We start from the raw sequence: 13,789 nt of genomic DNA on the forward strand, positions 1-13,789 counted from the left end.
GAACTACCTTCCTCAGGCCGTCGGGCCCGCGAAGTCGAGGAGCACCTTGCAGGAGTGCGCCGGGTCGGCTGCCAGTTCGAACGCCTCGTCGGTGCGCGTCACGGGGAGTACGGAGGTCACCACCGGGTCGACCGGGAGGCGGCCGTCGGCCAGCGCCCGGAGCACCTCGCCGAGTTCGGTGTCGAAGCGGAAGGAGCCGACCAGCCGCAGCTCCCGCGTGATCACGGCGTTGGCGGCGACCGGGGTGTCCCCGGGCGGGAGCAGGCCGAGGCCCACCACCAGACCGCCCCGGTCCACTCCGTACACGCAGGTGCGCAGCCCGGCGGGGTTGCCCGAGGACTCGATGGCGATGTCCGCCGCGAGTCCTTCCAGTTCCTCCCCGCCTGCCGTGGGGCCGCCGACCCGGACGGTCGAGGTGGCGCCCACCTGCTTGGCGACCGTCAGCGGTGCCTCATGGACGTCGGTCACGGTGATCTCGCCGGCACCGGCGGCACGCAGGGCGGCGACGACCAGGCATCCGATCGGTCCGGCGCCGGTGACCAGGACCCGCTTCCCGCGTACGTCACCGGCCCGCCGTACCGCGTGCCAGGCGACCGCCGCGGGCTCGGCGAGCGCGGCGAGTCGCAGGTCCAGGCCCTCGGGCAGGGGCAGTACCCGTTCCGCGGGCACGACCAGGACATCGGCGAAGCCGCCCTGGACGTGGGGGTTGCGGGCAGCGCTGCCGAGATAGCCGGTGTCCAGGCAGGTGTTGCGGCGTCCGGCGGCGCACTGTCGGCACGTGCCGCAGGAGGCCAGAGGGTGTACGGCCACCGCGGTGCCGGCCGACGGGGCCGGCGTGCCGGGGCCCGCAGCGCGCACCCGGCCGACGATCTCGTGACCGAGGACGAGTGGTTCGCGCAGCCGGAACTCGCCGACCGCGCCGTGCCGCCAGTAGTGCAGGTCGGACCCGCAGATACCGCCGTAGCGGATGTCGACCGCCACCTCGCCGGGGCCGGGCCGCGGCACCGGACGCTCCTCCAGGCGCAGGTCGCCCGCTCCGTGGGCGACGACCGCCCGCATCGTCGCGGAGTTCGATGAGCTTGCTGAGTTCGATGAGTTAGCTGAGTTCATGGTCCTCGGTCCTTCTCAGATGACCGCGGTCAGGCCGCCGTCGACGGCGATCACCTGGCCGTTGACGAAGTCCGACGCGGGGGCGGCGAGCCACACCAGCGTGCCGACGAGATCCTCGACCGAGGCCCAGCGCCCGGCCGGGGTGCGGCCCCGGATCCACGAGTCGAAGGCCGGGTCGTCGACGAGGGGGCGGGTGAGTTCGGTGACCACATAGCCGGGCGCCAGCCCGTTGACCGACAGCCCCGAACCGGCCCACTCCGCGCACATGCCTCGGGTCAGCATCGCGAGGCCGCCCTTGGAGGCCGCGTAGGCGGCGATGCCGGGACGGGCGAGCCAGGTCTGCACGGAGCAGATGTTGACGATCTTTCCGTGACCGCGCCCGACCATGCCCGCGGCCACCGCCCGGCCCACCAGGAAGGCGCTGGTGAGGTTGGTGTGGACGACCCGCTCGAAGTTCTCGGCGGAGACCTTCAGGAGTGGCTCGCGGTGCTGTACGCCGGTGTTGTTGACCAGGACGTCCAGCGGGCCGATCCGGTCCTCGATCTCCTGGACCGCCGCCTGCACGGCCGCCTCGTCGGTGACGTCGAAGGGCACGGCGTGCACCTTGGTCCCGGTGCGTTCGGCGAGCTCGGCACGGGCACGCTCCAGGGCCTCGTGATCGCGCCCGTTGAGGACGAGTTGGGCGCCCGCCTCGGCCAGTCCTGCCGCGAGGGCGAATCCGATGCCCTTGCTGGATCCGGTGACCAGGGCCAGCCGCCCGGAGAGGTCGAACAGGGAAGGCCCCTTGGCTGACACCGTCATGACCGGCCTCCCGTCGGACGCGTTCCGGTTCTGATTCCGATTCCGATTCCGATTCCGATGCCGGAGTCGGAGTCGGAGTCGGCGTCGGTTCCGGTTCCGGTTCCGAAGAAGTGCATGAGCGCGGCGTTGTCGGCGTCGCCGTGGCCCGCGGCGGCCAGCCAGCGGTGCAGCTCCAAGACGGCGGTGGTGACCGGCAGCGGCACTCCCGCGGAGCGCGCGTAGTCGCGGGCAGCCTCCAGGTCCTTGACCATGTTGCTGACCCGTCCGGTGGGGGTGAGATCGACTTCGGCGAACTTCACGAAGAACTCCTGGAGCAGCGCCGAGTCGGCCCTGCCACCGGTGAGCGCCGCCCGTACCTGCCGTGGCGGCAGGCCGGCCGCCCGGATGAGCGCGGCGGCCTCGGCGAGGGCGGCGAATCCGCAGCCGACCAGTACCTGGTTGACGGACTTGACCAGTTGCCCGGAGCCGGCCGGGCCTAGGTGGGTCAGCCGGGAGGAGAGTGCGCCGAGCACCGGCAGTGCCCGTTCCACCTGGTCGTTCTCACCGCCGAGCATCAGGGTCAGCTCGCCGCGCTCCGCGCCCGGCGCGCCGCCCGACAGAGGGGCGTCGACCCAGCCGGCGCCGAGTTTCGCCGCTCGTTCTGCGAAGTCGCGGGTGCGTCCGGGATCGATGCTGGACATGTCGATGACCAGCACGCCCTCGGGTGTGGCGGTGAGGACCCCTTCGGGGCCGAAGACCACCTGTTCGACGATGTCGGCGGTGTTGAGGGAGAGGATCACCACGGCGGACGAGGCGAGCTGCGCCGCCGAGTCCGCCGGATCCGCCCCGTCCCGGGCGAGCTCCGCCACCGCCTCCCGCCGGACGTCGTAGACCCGCACGGTGCGTTCACGCCGCAGCAGTCTGCGCGCGATGGCCGCGCCCATGACTCCGAGCCCGGCAACTCCCACATCCGGATGTTCTGACACACAGACCTGCCTTCTGAAACAATATGCTGTTCTAGAAACAGTATATTGAACCTCCATGACATAAAAGCGCAACAGGCTAGAACTCTGTTCAACATGTTGGCCTAGGTTCTACATGCTGTTACGGTCCTCGAGAGGGAAGGGAGCCCAAGACGGTGATGAAGGACGAAACCCAGGTGGTGCTCGGGATCGACCTGGGCACCACCGCGACGAAGGTGGTCGCGGTGGACGGTGCCTACCGGGTGGTGTCGACCGTCGAGCGCCCCGCACCCCTGCGCACCGGCCGGCACGGGGAAGCCGTCCACGCCCCGGAGACGGTGCTCGCCGGAGTGATCGAAGCGGTACGGGAGAGCGCCGGGATCTGTGCGGGGCGCGGTCTCTCGGTGGCCGCCCTGTCCTTCAGCGCCGCCCTGCACACCCTGCTCGCCCTGGACTCCTCCGGCGAACCACTGACCCCGGCGCTGAGCTGGGCGGACACCCGGGCAGCGGACATCGCCCGAGGTCTGCGCGCGGCCGGGAGCGCCGACGCCCTGCACCGGGCGACCGGAACCCCCGTGCACTCCATGGCCCCGCTCACCAAACTCGCCTGGTTCACGGCACACGAGCCGCAACTGGTCCGGCGTGCGGCCACGTGGTGCGGCCTGAAGGACTACGTCCTCTCCCGGTTCACCGGCAGGCTGGTCACCGACCTGTCCTGCGCGTCGGCCACCGGCCTGCTGGACATGCACACCGTCCGATGGCACGGCCCCGCCCTGGACATCGCCGGGGCGAGCGCCGACCGGCTGCCCGAACTGGTGCCTCCCACCGCCGTGTTCACGCTGCTCCCCGAACTCGCCGCCGCGCTGGGGCTGCCCGCCGGGCTGCCCGTGGTGGCGGGCGCCGGGGACGGCCCGCTGGCCAACCTCGCCGTCGGTGCCACCGCGCCGGCCACCGCCGCGCTGTCCCTCGGCACCAGCGGCGCCCTCCGCGTCGTACGCGACCGGCCGGGCGTGGACGAGCGCTGCCGGGTGTTCTGCTACTACCTCGCGGACGGGCTGTGGGTACTGGGAGGGGCGGTCAGCAACGCCGGAGTCGTCGCCCAGTGGGCGGCCGAGTCCTTCGGCGGCGTGGACGTCGGCGACCTGCTGAAGGAGGCGGCCGAGGTGGAGCCCGGCGCCGAGGGCCTGATCGCCCTGCCGCACCTGCTCGGAGAACGCGCCCCCTGGTGGGATCCGGACGCGCGCGGCGCCCTGATCGGGCTGCGCCGCGGTCATGGCAGGGCCCACATCACCCGGGCCATGATCGAGGGCGTCGGGCAGCAACTCGCCCTGGTCCGCGACTCCTTGCTCGCCGCCGATGCCCCGGTCACCTCGGTACGGGCCACCGGGGGCGCCCTGCGCTCCCCTCTGTGGGCGGAGATCGTCGCCGCCGCGCTCGACATGCCGCTGGACATCACCGACGACGCCGCGGGCTCGGGCTACGGCGCCGCACTGCTCGCCAGGCACGCACTCGGAGACCTGCCCTCGCTGACCTCCCCGGTGCCCGGTGCCCGCGCCCACCGCACCGTCCACCCCGACCCGACGGCGGCCCGGCGGCTGGCGCAGACCCGGGAACTCAGCGAACACCTGTACCAGCTCCTGCGCGAGGCGCCGGGGCCGCGCCGGTGACCACCGCCCCGGCGTCCCGCCGTAGCCGTGCCGCCTCCGCGACCGTGACCAGGGGAAGCAGCGAGAGCAGCGCGAACGCCACCCGGTAGGGGGCGGCGGGTCCCTCGAGTCCGAGGACGGGCGCGACCGGGCCCGCCGCACGCAGTGCGAGGGCGCCGAAGGCGACCCCGAGACCGGCGGCGAGCTGCTGCACCGTGGCGGCGAGCGCGTTGGCGTCGCTCGTGTGGTCAGGCTCGATGTCGGCGAAACCGATCGTGGCGTACGCGCTCAGCGAGACGGACCGGCATACGCCGCTGACGAACAGCACGGACGCCACCACGGCCATCGGCGTGTGCGGGCCGAGCAGTGCGCACAGCAGGAAGGTCCCTGCCGTCGCGACCCCGTTCACCAGCAGCACCGTACGGAAGCCGAAGCGGCGCAGCAGCGGAGTGGTGAGCGGCTTGACGGCGACGTTGCCGGCGAAGACCGCGATGAGCACCAGTCCGGCGGTGGCGGCGCTCCAGCCGAAGGCCCCCTGGAACATAAGAGGCAGCAGGAACGGTACGGCGGTGATCGCCGCGCGGAACAGGGCGCCTCCCGCGTTCGACACCCGGAAGGTGTCCACCGTCAGGGCGCCGAGGTCGAGCAATGGCGTTGAGGCGCGCCGCAGGTGACGTACCGTCAGCAGGCATAGCGCGACCCCCGCGGTGAACCAGGACACGCCGGCGCCCCAGGCGGTCGGCGGACCCCCGAACCGCTCCAGCCCCAGCACCACCGCCGCCAGCCCGGCCCCGCCGAGGCCGAAGCCCACCCGGTCGAGACGGGGCCGCTCAGGCTTCCGGAGATCGGGGACGAGCCGCAAGCCGAGCGGCAGCGCCACCACGCCCAGCGGCACGTTCACCAGGAAGATCCAGTGCCAGGAGGCATACGTCGTGAACAGGCCGCCCAGCGCGGGTGCGAGGACGGGGGCCAGCAGCCCGGGCCAGGTCAGCCAGGCGATCGCCCGCAGCAGATCGGGCTTGCGGGTGGAGCGCAGCACCGCCAGCCTGCCGACGGGCACCATCATCGCCCCGCCGATGCCCTGCGCGACGCGCATCACGACCAGCTCGGGCAGATCGCCGGCCGCCGCGCAGAGCGCCGAGGCGAGGGTGAACACGGCGATCGCCCAGGCGAAGACCCGGCGGGCGCCGTAGCGGTCGGCGGCCCAGCCGCTCACCGGGATGAACACGGCCAGCGCGAGGAAGTACGCCGTCATGGCGACTCCGATGTCGGCCGGCCGTACACCGAAGGAGGCGGCCATGTCGGGGGCGGCCGTCGAGACGATGGTGCCGTCCAGGTTCTCCATGAAGAAGGCCCCGGCGACCAGCAGAGCCAGTCCCCGGCGGCCCGCTTCCTCGTCCTTCCGGCCGCCCCCGCCGCTCACGCCTTGCCTGTGGTGACCGCGTCGGCGCCGTGCACCGCGTGACCGCCGAACTGGCGGCGCATCGCCGCGAGGGCCTTGAGCTGGTCCGCGTCCGGCTTGCGGGAGGCGAAGCGGGCGAAGAGCGCCGCGGTCATGGCGGGGGCGGACACGGAGAGGCGTACCGCCTCCTCGACCGTCCAGCGGCCCTCACCCGAGTCGTCGACACGGCCGGAGAGGGTGGCCAGGCCCGGGTCGTCGTCCAGGGCGCGCACGAGGAGGTCGAGCAGCCAGGAGCGCACGACCGTGCCGTGCCGCCAGGAGGCGAGCACCTTGGGCACGTCGGGCACGTACTCGCTGGCCTCCAGCAGTTCGTAGCCTTCGGCGAGCGCCTGCATCATGCCGTACTCGATGCCGTTGTGGACCATCTTGGCGTAGTGGCCGGCGCCGACCGGGCCGGCGTGGCACAGCCCGTCCTGGTCGGGGGCGAGCGACTCCAGCAGCGGCCAGACGCGCCGCACGTGCTCGTCCTCGCCGCCGCACATCACGGCGTAGCCGTTCTCCCGGCCCCACACGCCGCCGCTGACACCGCAGTCGACGTAGCCGATGCCGTGCTCGGCGAGCATCCGGGAGTGCTCGGTGTCGTCGCTGAAGCGGGAGTTGCCGCCCTCGACGATCACGTCACCGGGGGACAGCAGTTCCGCGAGTTGCCGCAGCGCCTGGTGGGTCGGGTCGCCAGAGGGGAGCATCAGCCACACCACGCGGGGGCCGGCGAGCTTCCCGACGAGTTCCTCCAGGGAGTCAGCGTCGCGGTCGGGGGACGTCCGGCTGTAGCCGAGCACCTCGTGGCCGCGGTCCCGCCAGCGGGCGGCCATGTTTCCGCCCATGCGTCCGAGGCCGACGATTCCTACCTGCATGTGTCTTCAGTCCTTCGTGGGGTGATCGGGGGAGTGGGGGTGAGCGGGGGAGTGGGGCGAGCCGTCGCGCAGCAGGCGGAGGACGACGCTGTTGTCCAGGTCGCCCAGGCGCTGTGCCTCGACGGCCGCGTACAGCCCGGCGACAGTGGTGGAGAGCGGCAGCGAGACGCCTTCGTCGTCCGCGCTGTCCAGGACGAAGCCGAGGTCCTTGTGGAGGTAGCGGGCCGGGCCGGACGGGGTGAAGTCACCCTCGGCCAGGTGGTGCCGTTTCTGTGCCAGCACCTCGGAGGAGGCGAGCCCGCCGGACAGGACGTCGAGCAGCGCGGCGGGTTCGAGGCCGCCGCGCTCGCCGAGCAGGACGGCCTCGGCGAGCGCCACCAGGGTTCCGGCGACGACGAGTTGGTTGCAGGCCTTGGCGAGCGAGCCGGCGCCGGTGTCCCCCAGGCGCCGTACGGTCGAGCCCATCGCCTCCAGGTACGGGCGGATGCGTGTGACCGCCTCCGCAGGGCCCCCGGCCATGATCGACAGGGTGGCGTCGCGGGCACCGGTCACCCCGCCGCTGACGGGAGCGTCGACGACCGTGACCCCGTGCGGCAGCAGCTTCCCGGCGAGGGCGCGCACCGCTATGGGCGAGACCGTGCCCATCACGACCAGGGTGTCCATGACCGGCCATCCGGAGCGCAGTCCGCCCGGGCCGTCCAGCACCTCGATCACCTGGGGCAGGTCGGGGAGCATCGTGAGGACGACCGGTGCGGCGGCGGCCACCTGCTCCGGGCTGTCGGCGGTGCGGCAGCCGGCGGCCGCGGCGGCCTCCAGCGCAGGCCGGCCGCGGTTCCAGGCGACGACGTCGAAACCGGCCCCGGCGAGATTGGCCGCCATGGGCAGTCCCATCGCGCCGAGCCCGAGGAAGCCGACGGTGCCGGTGCCAGGGCTCATGCGCCGGCCCCCGCCGGGGCATCCCGGCGAGCGGTCAACTCGGCCAGCCGGTCCTTCAATCGAGGGCTGCCGACCACATCCCGGTTGACGACGAAGGGCGGTACGCGGCCCGCCACCACCTCCAGCACGGCCCGGACCGCGCTGCCGCCGTTCCCGGCGGACATCTCGTCGGTCCACGCCAGGGCGTGCGGGCTGAGCACGACGTGGTCCATGCCCAGCAACGGGTTGTCGAGGGCGGGCGGTTCGCTCTCGAACACGTCCAGTCCGGCGCCCCTGATACGCCGTACCCGCAGCGCCTCGATCAGCGCGGTCTCGTCGACGATGGGACCGCGGGCGACATTGAGGAGGACGGCGGTGGGCTTCATCAGCGACAGCCGCCGCGTGTCGACGAGATGACGGGTCTCCTCCGTCAGCGCGCACATCACGATCACGGCGTCGGCCTGAGCCATCACGGTGTCGACGTCCGCGAGCCGTACGCCGAGCGCGGCGGCGGTCTCCGGCGGGCAGTAGGGGTCGTACGCGACGACGTCGACCTCGAACGGCCGCAGGAGTCCGACCAGATCGCGGGCCGTGTTGCCGAGGCCGATCAGGCCGATCCGGCGGCCGGTGAGACCGAGGCCCATCCACTGTTCCTTCTGGGCCCAGCGGCCTTCCCGCACCAGCCGGTCCTTGGCGGTCACGTTGTGCAGCACGGCCAGGAGGAGAGTGAGGGCGGCGGTCGCGACCGGGCGCCGGGCGCCGTCGGGGGTGATCGTCACCAGGGCGCCGTTGCGGGTGCACGCGTCGAGGTCGACGGCGTCGTAGCCGACGCCGAAGCGGGCGAAGAGCAGCGGGGGGCGGGCAGCGCCCTCGAAGGTACGGGCGGTGACGGCGGGGCCGGCGAACAGGACGGCGTCCAGGCCGTCGACGTCCTGCGCGAGGAGTTCCCCGGTGTCGCGCGGCAGGTAGTGCCAGTCGACCCCGGCGGCGTCGAGGTCGCCGAGCCGGATGTCGCCCCACACGTTGCGGCCGTCCGCGTCCAGGAAATCCCGGCTGACGCCGACTGTGAACCCCAGGGCGCTCATCACAGCACCGCGATCGGGTTGACGGGTGAACCCGTGCCGCCGGGGACGTTGAGCGGGGCCACGACGAACAGGAACTCGTGGCGGCCGGCCTGCGCGCAGGCGGCGGAGAGTGCTTCGAGGTCGAGGTTGTCCAGCAGCGGCACACCCATGGCGGTGATCGCGAGGGCGTGCACGGGGGAGTGCAGTCCTTCGACCGGCGAGGGCCGTACGTCGCTGTCGCCGTCGCCGCCGAGCAGCGCGATCCCGCGCTCGGCGAACAGCGGCATGGCGTCCACGTGGAAGCCGGCGCTGGCGTTGTCCGGGTTCCAGGCGCCGAGTTCCGCGCGGCGCCGGAAGTGGCCGGAGCGCAGCAGCACCGCGTCGCCGTCGCCGATGGTGACGCCGAGGGCCTTCTCCGCGGCGGTGACGTCCTCGGCGTGCACGGCCTGGCCGGGCTCCAGCCAGTCGGTTCCGAGGACGGCCGGCATGTCGATCAGCACGCCCTTGGTGACCAGCGGGCCGAGCGCGGACACGGCGCCGAAGCGGGCGCCGCCCGCGTCGACGACCTCGCGTGCGGTGCGGCCGTCGTAGAGCTGTCCGCGGTAGGCGATGTGGGAGAGCGCGTCGAGGTGGCTGACGCCCTTGCCGTGGTAGTCGACGGCGATGAAGTCCTTGTGGCAGGACGGTTCGGGGGCCTCGACGTCGCCGAGGTCGGACATGTAGTGGAGCGCGGGCTTGCCGTTGTCCGGGCCGGGCACCGTGTTCCAGGGCAGGGCCGTGGGGACGGTGGTGCCGGTGCGCACCAGTGCGGCGGCACGCCGTGCGTGCTCGGGGGTGACCCGGTTCCACGCGCCGCGGTCGGCGTCGGCCGGGGCCCAGCGGCCCCAGGTGCTCAGCTCGTCGAAGAGCGCGTCGAACTCCTCGCGGGACATCGGCGGGCCGTTGGGAGGTGGATCATGCGGGTTGCTGGTCATCTGCTGTTCAACGCTCCAAGGCTCGGAGGGTGTCGTCGGCCGGCCCAGAGGGCGCGCTACGGTCGAGTGATACCGAGGGGATGCGGAAAAATCTCGACGGCAAAGCGTGCGCCGACGGCATTGTCGTTCGGGGGCACACGAGAGACAATAGCCAATATGCTGAACGACGAACAGAATGATGGGTGGAGTTGCTGGTGAGCGCAAGTGACCCGGGTAGTCTCGTTCCCGCAGTGACGCGGGCCGTGGCCATCCTCGACGCACTCGGCGAGGCGGAGGGCCGCCCGCTGTCCGTGAGTGAGATCGCGCGCGCCCTTGGCCTGCCGAAGTCCTCGACGGGCAATCTCTGCGCCTCGCTGGAGGCGGCCGGCATGATCACGCGCAACGGCTCGGGCTTCGGTCTGGGGCGCAAGCTCGTCGAACTCGGCGGCCGTTACCTGGCCACCGTCGACCAGCTGCGTGACTTCTACGAGCTGTGCCGGCGCAGCGCCCATATCTCGAGGGAGACCGCGCGGGTGGCCGTACTCGACGGCCTGGACGTCCTCTATCTGGGGCGTTACGACGGCACGCAGCCCTTGCGGCTGACCGCCAACATCGGGGACCGCTTCCCCGCGAACTGCACGGCCACCGGCAAGGCCATCCTGTCGACCCTGGATCCGGCGGTGGCCGAGGACCGGCTGCGCGGCCGCACCCTGCCCGCGCTCAGTGAGCGGTCCATCACCTCCGTACCGGCCCTGATGGCGGACCTGGCCGAGACCCGGGAGCGCGGCTACGCCATCGACGACGAGGAGGCCACGGCGGGCATCCTGTGCCTCGCCGTGCCGGTCAACGGCTTCCGTACGGACTCGGCGCCCTTCGCGATCAGTGTCACCGTGCTCAAGGCCCGGCTCGACGACGAGTTCCGCGAGGCGCTGCTGAAGGACCTGCGCGTCATCGCGGCGGGACTGGAGAACCCCATGCTGCCGCAGGGGGCGCAGCGCGGCGGCGGCTGAGGTCGGGGGCCTGTTCGACGCCCCTTCGGTGCCACCCCGCGGCGGCCGTACGGAGATCTTCCCGTACGGCCGCCGTAACTTTGGGGCAATAAATGCCAGCGGGAGTATTGACCAATATGCTGGCGGGTGTACAGGATTCTGGTCGAGCCGATGGAAAGGTCCTCGGCTGGCAGATCCCTTCGGAGAAGTCCGTGTATGACGCTCCCGATGACACAGCCGGCACAGCCGGCACAGCTCTACCTCAACCCCTGGTAAGCATCCGAGGACTGCGCAAGCGGTTCGGCGGCACTCTCGCCCTCGCCGATGTCGACCTCGACATCCACTCCGGCAGCGTCCTCGCCCTATTGGGGCACAACGGTGCCGGTAAATCCACCCTTATCAAGATCCTCGCCGGGGTCTACCGAGCGGACCAGGGCGAGGTGACCGTCGCGGGCCACCCGCTGGGCACCGAAGCCGCCTCCGCGGAGATGTCCTTCATCCACCAGGACCTCGGCCTCGTCGAATGGATGACGGTCGCCGAGAACATCGCCCTCGGCACCGGTTACCCGCGCCGCGGCGGACTCGTCTCCTGGCGGCAGGTCCGCGAGCGCAGCACCGAGGCGCTGGACATCGTGGCCGGTCACCTCGACCCGGACGCCGCGGTCGCCGACCTCACCCGCGCCGAGCGGTCCCTCGTCGCCATCGCCCGCGCCCTGTCCACCCGGGCCCGGCTCATCGTCCTCGACGAACCCACCGCGAGTCTGCCCGCCGCCGACTGCGCCCGCCTCTTCGACGTCCTGCACACCCTGCGCGACCGCGGCCACGGCATCGTCTACGTCAGCCACCGGCTCGACGAGGTCTACCAGGTCGCCGACAGCTTCGCGGTCCTGCGCGACGGCCACCTCATCAGCCAGGGCCGTCTCGCCGACCACGGCCCCGACCGCATCGTCCGCGACATCGTCGGCCACGAGCCGGAGACCCACCGCCCCGAGACCGGCCCCAAGGCCCCCACCGGCGAGGCCCCCACCGTGCTGCGCCTCACCGGCGTCACCACCGAGGGCGCCGGCCCCGTCGACCTGGAAGTCCGCGCCGGGGAGGTCCTCGGCATGGTCGGCCTCACCGGCGCCGGCCACATGGACCTCGGCCGGGCCCTCGCCGGCTCCCGGCCGATCCAGGACGGTGAGGCACTGCTCGACGGCAGGCCCTACCGGCCGGGTTCGCCCGCCGCTGCCGTCGACGCGGGCATCGGCTTCGTCACCAGCAACCGCCAGGAGGAGGGCTGCGCCCTCGAACTCACCGTCCGGGAGAACTTCCTGGCCAACCCGCGCGCCGACAGCCGCTCCCCGTGGCGCTGGATCAGCCCGGCACGCGAGCGCGCCCGGGCGACCTCGCTGGTCGAGCGGTTCGGCGTACGCCCCGCCGACTGCGAAGCCCCCATCGCGACCCTGTCCGGCGGCAACCAGCAGAAGGTCATGATCGGCCGCTGGCTGCGGCTCACCAGGCGCGTCGTGATCCTGGAGGAGCCGACCGCGGGAGTCGACGTCGGCGCCAAGGCGGAGATCTACCGCCTCCTCGACGACGCGCTCGCCCAGGGCCTCGCGGTCCTCCTCATCTCCACCGACTTCGAGGAAGTCGCCGACGTGTGTCACCGCGCCCTGGTCTTCGTACGGGGCCAGGTGACCGCCGAACTCAGCGGCGAAGCCCTCACCGTCACCGAACTCACCCACGCCGCGTCGGCCATGCCGGCGCTGACCGGAACGGCGGACAACTGATGGCCACCGAGACCGAATCCGCCCGCCGGCAGGCCGACCACGGCAACGGCCCACAGCGGGACAGGGGCGGCGCCCGCAAGGGAACACCCCAGGGAACGCGCAAGCGGCCACCCGGCGGCGCCGACAAGGACGCGGGCAGCGGCTCGATCACCGCCCGGCTGCGCGGCGGCCACCTCATCGGCACCTACGGACTGCTCGGCCTGACCCTCCTGCTCTTCGTGATCTTCGCACTGGCCCTGCCGGACACCTTCCCGACGATGGACAACGCCTCGTCGATCCTGTCCAACCAGTCCATCCCCGCCATCCTCGCGCTCGGCGCGATGATCCCCATCGTCACCGGCAAGTTCGACCTCTCCGTCGGCTACGGACTCGGCTTGGCCCACGTCCTGGCCATGCAACTCATCGTGAACAGCGGCTGGTCCTGGCCCATCGCCTGCGTCGCCGTCATCATCGGCGGCGGCATCGTCGGCGTACTCAACGGCCTGCTGGTGGAATTCGCCAAGATCGACTCCTTCATCGCCACCCTCGGCACCGGCAGCCTCCTGTACGCCTGCACCGGCTGGATCACCGACGGCGCCCGGATCGTGCCCGGCCCGCACGGGCTCCCCCCGGCCTTCACCGACCTGTACGACTCCACCTTCCTCGGCCTGCCGGTCCCCGCCTTCTACGTCCTCGCCCTCGCCGTGGTGCTGTGGCTGCTGCTGGAGCGCCTGCCGCTCGGCCGCTACCTGTACGTCATCGGCTCCAACGCCCGCGCCGCCGACCTCGTCGGCATCCCCACCCGCAGGTACGGCATCTACGCTTTCGCCGGATCCGGACTCGTCGTCGGCTTCGCGGGCGTCCTGCTCGCCGCGCAGCAGCAGATCGGCAACCCGAGCGTCGGCATGGACTACCTGCTGCCCGCCTTCGTCGGCGCCCTGCTCGGCTCCACCGCCATCAAACCGGGCCGCGCCAACGCCGCCGGAACCGTCGTCGCCGTCGCCATCCTCGCCATCGGCCTGGCCGGCATCCAGCAGCTCGGCGCCGAGTTCTGGGCGACCTCCCTGTTCAACGGCGGCACCCTGCTCCTCGCGGTCGGCCTGGCCGGCTACTCCGCCCGCCGCCGGCTGCGCGCCGGCGCGAGTGCCACCCGCCGCTCACTGTCCCCGCCGGGGACGGAACCCGCGACCGTGTCCGCGGCAGTAGCCGCGCCGGAGCAGCCGACGCCCGCCCCCGCCGCGTCCACCGACGACGCGCCGCACACCCCCTGACCGCGGCCGAACCTCCGCGCCCGTTCGCTCGC

Annotated in this window: 12 protein-coding genes; 4 read left to right on the forward strand and 8 right to left on the reverse strand. The window is 72.4% G+C overall.

What is annotated here, in order from left to right; genetic code table 11:
* Positions 1-12: 12 nt before the first annotated feature.
* The 3 genes from ACFYO2_RS24195 to ACFYO2_RS24205 form a co-directional block, all read right to left on the reverse strand.
* The gene (locus ACFYO2_RS24195; protein ID WP_388352598.1) at positions 13-1,059 is read right to left on the reverse strand and encodes an L-idonate 5-dehydrogenase; all 1,047 of its coding nucleotides are present in this window, start codon (positions 1,057-1,059) and stop codon (positions 13-15) included.
* A 66-nt stretch (positions 1,060-1,125) separates the two neighbouring features.
* Complete coding sequence (locus ACFYO2_RS24200; protein ID WP_388352601.1) at positions 1,126-1,911, reverse strand: SDR family oxidoreductase; 786 nt, start codon at positions 1,909-1,911, stop codon at positions 1,126-1,128.
* Positions 1,908-2,876 carry an NAD(P)-dependent oxidoreductase gene (locus tag ACFYO2_RS24205; RefSeq protein ID WP_388352604.1) on the reverse strand — a complete coding sequence of 323 codons (969 nt, stop codon included), beginning with the start codon at positions 2,874-2,876 and terminating at the stop codon, positions 1,908-1,910. Before ACFYO2_RS24205 ends, ACFYO2_RS24200 begins: the two co-directional genes overlap by 4 nt.
* A gap of 155 nt (positions 2,877-3,031) precedes the next feature.
* Between ACFYO2_RS24205 and ACFYO2_RS24210 the strand changes: the two genes are divergently transcribed.
* Positions 3,032-4,519, forward strand: coding sequence for a gluconokinase (locus ACFYO2_RS24210; protein ID WP_388352606.1), 1,488 nt, complete (start codon positions 3,032-3,034; stop codon positions 4,517-4,519).
* On the opposite strand, the gene ACFYO2_RS24215 is transcribed toward ACFYO2_RS24210, so the two are convergent.
* From ACFYO2_RS24215 to ACFYO2_RS24235, 5 genes are read right to left on the reverse strand one after another with little or no spacing between them, the layout of a single operon-like run.
* A complete protein-coding gene (locus tag ACFYO2_RS24215; RefSeq protein ID WP_388352609.1) occupies positions 4,467-5,921 on the reverse strand; it encodes an MDR family MFS transporter in 1,455 nt (484 codons plus the stop codon). The genes ACFYO2_RS24210 and ACFYO2_RS24215 overlap by 53 nt on opposite strands.
* Complete coding sequence (gene gnd, locus ACFYO2_RS24220) at positions 5,918-6,814, reverse strand: phosphogluconate dehydrogenase (NAD(+)-dependent, decarboxylating) (RefSeq protein ID WP_388352612.1); 897 nt, start codon at positions 6,812-6,814, stop codon at positions 5,918-5,920. Before gnd ends, ACFYO2_RS24215 begins: the two co-directional genes overlap by 4 nt.
* A 6-nt stretch (positions 6,815-6,820) precedes the next feature.
* A complete protein-coding gene (locus ACFYO2_RS24225) occupies positions 6,821-7,750 on the reverse strand; it encodes an NAD(P)-dependent oxidoreductase (RefSeq protein ID WP_388352615.1) in 930 nt (309 codons plus the stop codon).
* Positions 7,747-8,814, reverse strand: coding sequence for an NAD(P)-dependent oxidoreductase (locus tag ACFYO2_RS24230; protein ID WP_388352618.1), 1,068 nt, complete (start codon positions 8,812-8,814; stop codon positions 7,747-7,749). The genes ACFYO2_RS24225 and ACFYO2_RS24230 overlap by 4 nt, the downstream gene beginning before the upstream one ends.
* Complete coding sequence (locus tag ACFYO2_RS24235; protein WP_388352621.1) at positions 8,814-9,767, reverse strand: cyclase family protein; 954 nt, start codon at positions 9,765-9,767, stop codon at positions 8,814-8,816. The genes ACFYO2_RS24230 and ACFYO2_RS24235 overlap by 1 nt, the downstream gene beginning before the upstream one ends.
* 194 nt (positions 9,768-9,961) lie before the next feature.
* Between ACFYO2_RS24235 and ACFYO2_RS24240 the strand changes: the two genes are divergently transcribed.
* The 3 genes from ACFYO2_RS24240 to ACFYO2_RS24250 all read left to right on the forward strand — a co-directional run bounded on the left by ACFYO2_RS24240 (position 9,962) and on the right by ACFYO2_RS24250 (position 13,757).
* Positions 9,962-10,756, forward strand: a complete 795-nt coding sequence (locus ACFYO2_RS24240; RefSeq protein ID WP_388352624.1) for an IclR family transcriptional regulator — start codon at positions 9,962-9,964, stop codon at positions 10,754-10,756.
* Between the two features lie 191 nt (positions 10,757-10,947).
* The gene (locus ACFYO2_RS24245) at positions 10,948-12,507 is read left to right on the forward strand and encodes a sugar ABC transporter ATP-binding protein (RefSeq protein WP_388352627.1); all 1,560 of its coding nucleotides are present in this window, start codon (positions 10,948-10,950) and stop codon (positions 12,505-12,507) included.
* On the forward strand, positions 12,507-13,757 hold the full coding sequence (locus ACFYO2_RS24250) for an ABC transporter permease (RefSeq protein ID WP_388352630.1): 1,251 nt from the start codon (positions 12,507-12,509) through the stop codon (positions 13,755-13,757). Before ACFYO2_RS24245 ends, ACFYO2_RS24250 begins: the two co-directional genes overlap by 1 nt.
* Positions 13,758-13,789 lie beyond the last annotated feature (32 nt).

Source organism: Streptomyces sp. NPDC006602 (assembly GCF_042870385.1).
Classification (GTDB): Bacteria; Actinomycetota; Actinomycetes; order Streptomycetales; family Streptomycetaceae; genus Streptomyces.

Coding starts and splice junctions, on each gene's coding strand:
- ACFYO2_RS24250 (WP_388352630.1), top strand. CDS start 12,507: ATGGCCACCGAGACCGAATCCGCCCGCCGGCAGGCCGACCACGGCAAC.
- ACFYO2_RS24225 (WP_388352615.1), bottom strand. CDS start 7,750: ATGAGCCCTGGCACCGGCACCGTCGGCTTCCTCGGGCTCGGCGCGATG.
- ACFYO2_RS24230 (WP_388352618.1), bottom strand. CDS start 8,814: ATGAGCGCCCTGGGGTTCACAGTCGGCGTCAGCCGGGATTTCCTGGAC.
- gnd (WP_388352612.1), bottom strand. CDS start 6,814: ATGCAGGTAGGAATCGTCGGCCTCGGACGCATGGGCGGAAACATGGCC.
- ACFYO2_RS24210 (WP_388352606.1), top strand. CDS start 3,032: ATGAAGGACGAAACCCAGGTGGTGCTCGGGATCGACCTGGGCACCACC.
- ACFYO2_RS24235 (WP_388352621.1), bottom strand. CDS start 9,767: ATGACCAGCAACCCGCATGATCCACCTCCCAACGGCCCGCCGATGTCC.
- ACFYO2_RS24195 (WP_388352598.1), bottom strand. CDS start 1,059: ATGCGGGCGGTCGTCGCCCACGGAGCGGGCGACCTGCGCCTGGAGGAG.
- ACFYO2_RS24200 (WP_388352601.1), bottom strand. CDS start 1,911: ATGACGGTGTCAGCCAAGGGGCCTTCCCTGTTCGACCTCTCCGGGCGG.